Genomic DNA, 324 nt, shown 5'->3' with positions numbered 1-324 from the left:
GCATGGCCAGACTTCTTACCACCGCCCTTAAGCACCTTGACCCCATTTTTGACCAGTGATGCCCCGCCAGCTACAGCCGTTACCGTATCAACAACCCGTACCGCAGCGTTGACATCGTTCCGACCAGCGTCGTGGCTCTCCTGTTCCGTCAGGGTCAGCATCGTGCGATTGTCTTCACCTTTCAGGTCCATGAACGGCTTGGCATACGCTTTTCCCGCACTGGATACATCCTGCCAGATCTCTTTCCCTGATTTCTGGCCCGTGACCAGGTCTCCCGTATAATCAATGGCGTTATTTGCGCCCGTGATCGTTCCCTGTACCGTA

General features: G+C 55.2%; 1 protein-coding gene. It reads right to left on the bottom strand.

Translation table 11 applies throughout. The features are described from left to right. On the bottom strand, positions 1 to 324 hold a 324-nt coding region (locus tag Q0V21_RS32775; protein WP_301882609.1), incomplete at both ends, for a hypothetical protein.

It is taken from the genome of Paenibacillus sp. 11B, assembly GCF_030487755.1.
Classification (GTDB): Bacteria; Bacillota; Bacilli; order Paenibacillales; family Paenibacillaceae; genus Paenibacillus; species Paenibacillus vandeheii.
This window is presented reverse-complemented; position numbering and strand designations above follow the sequence as displayed.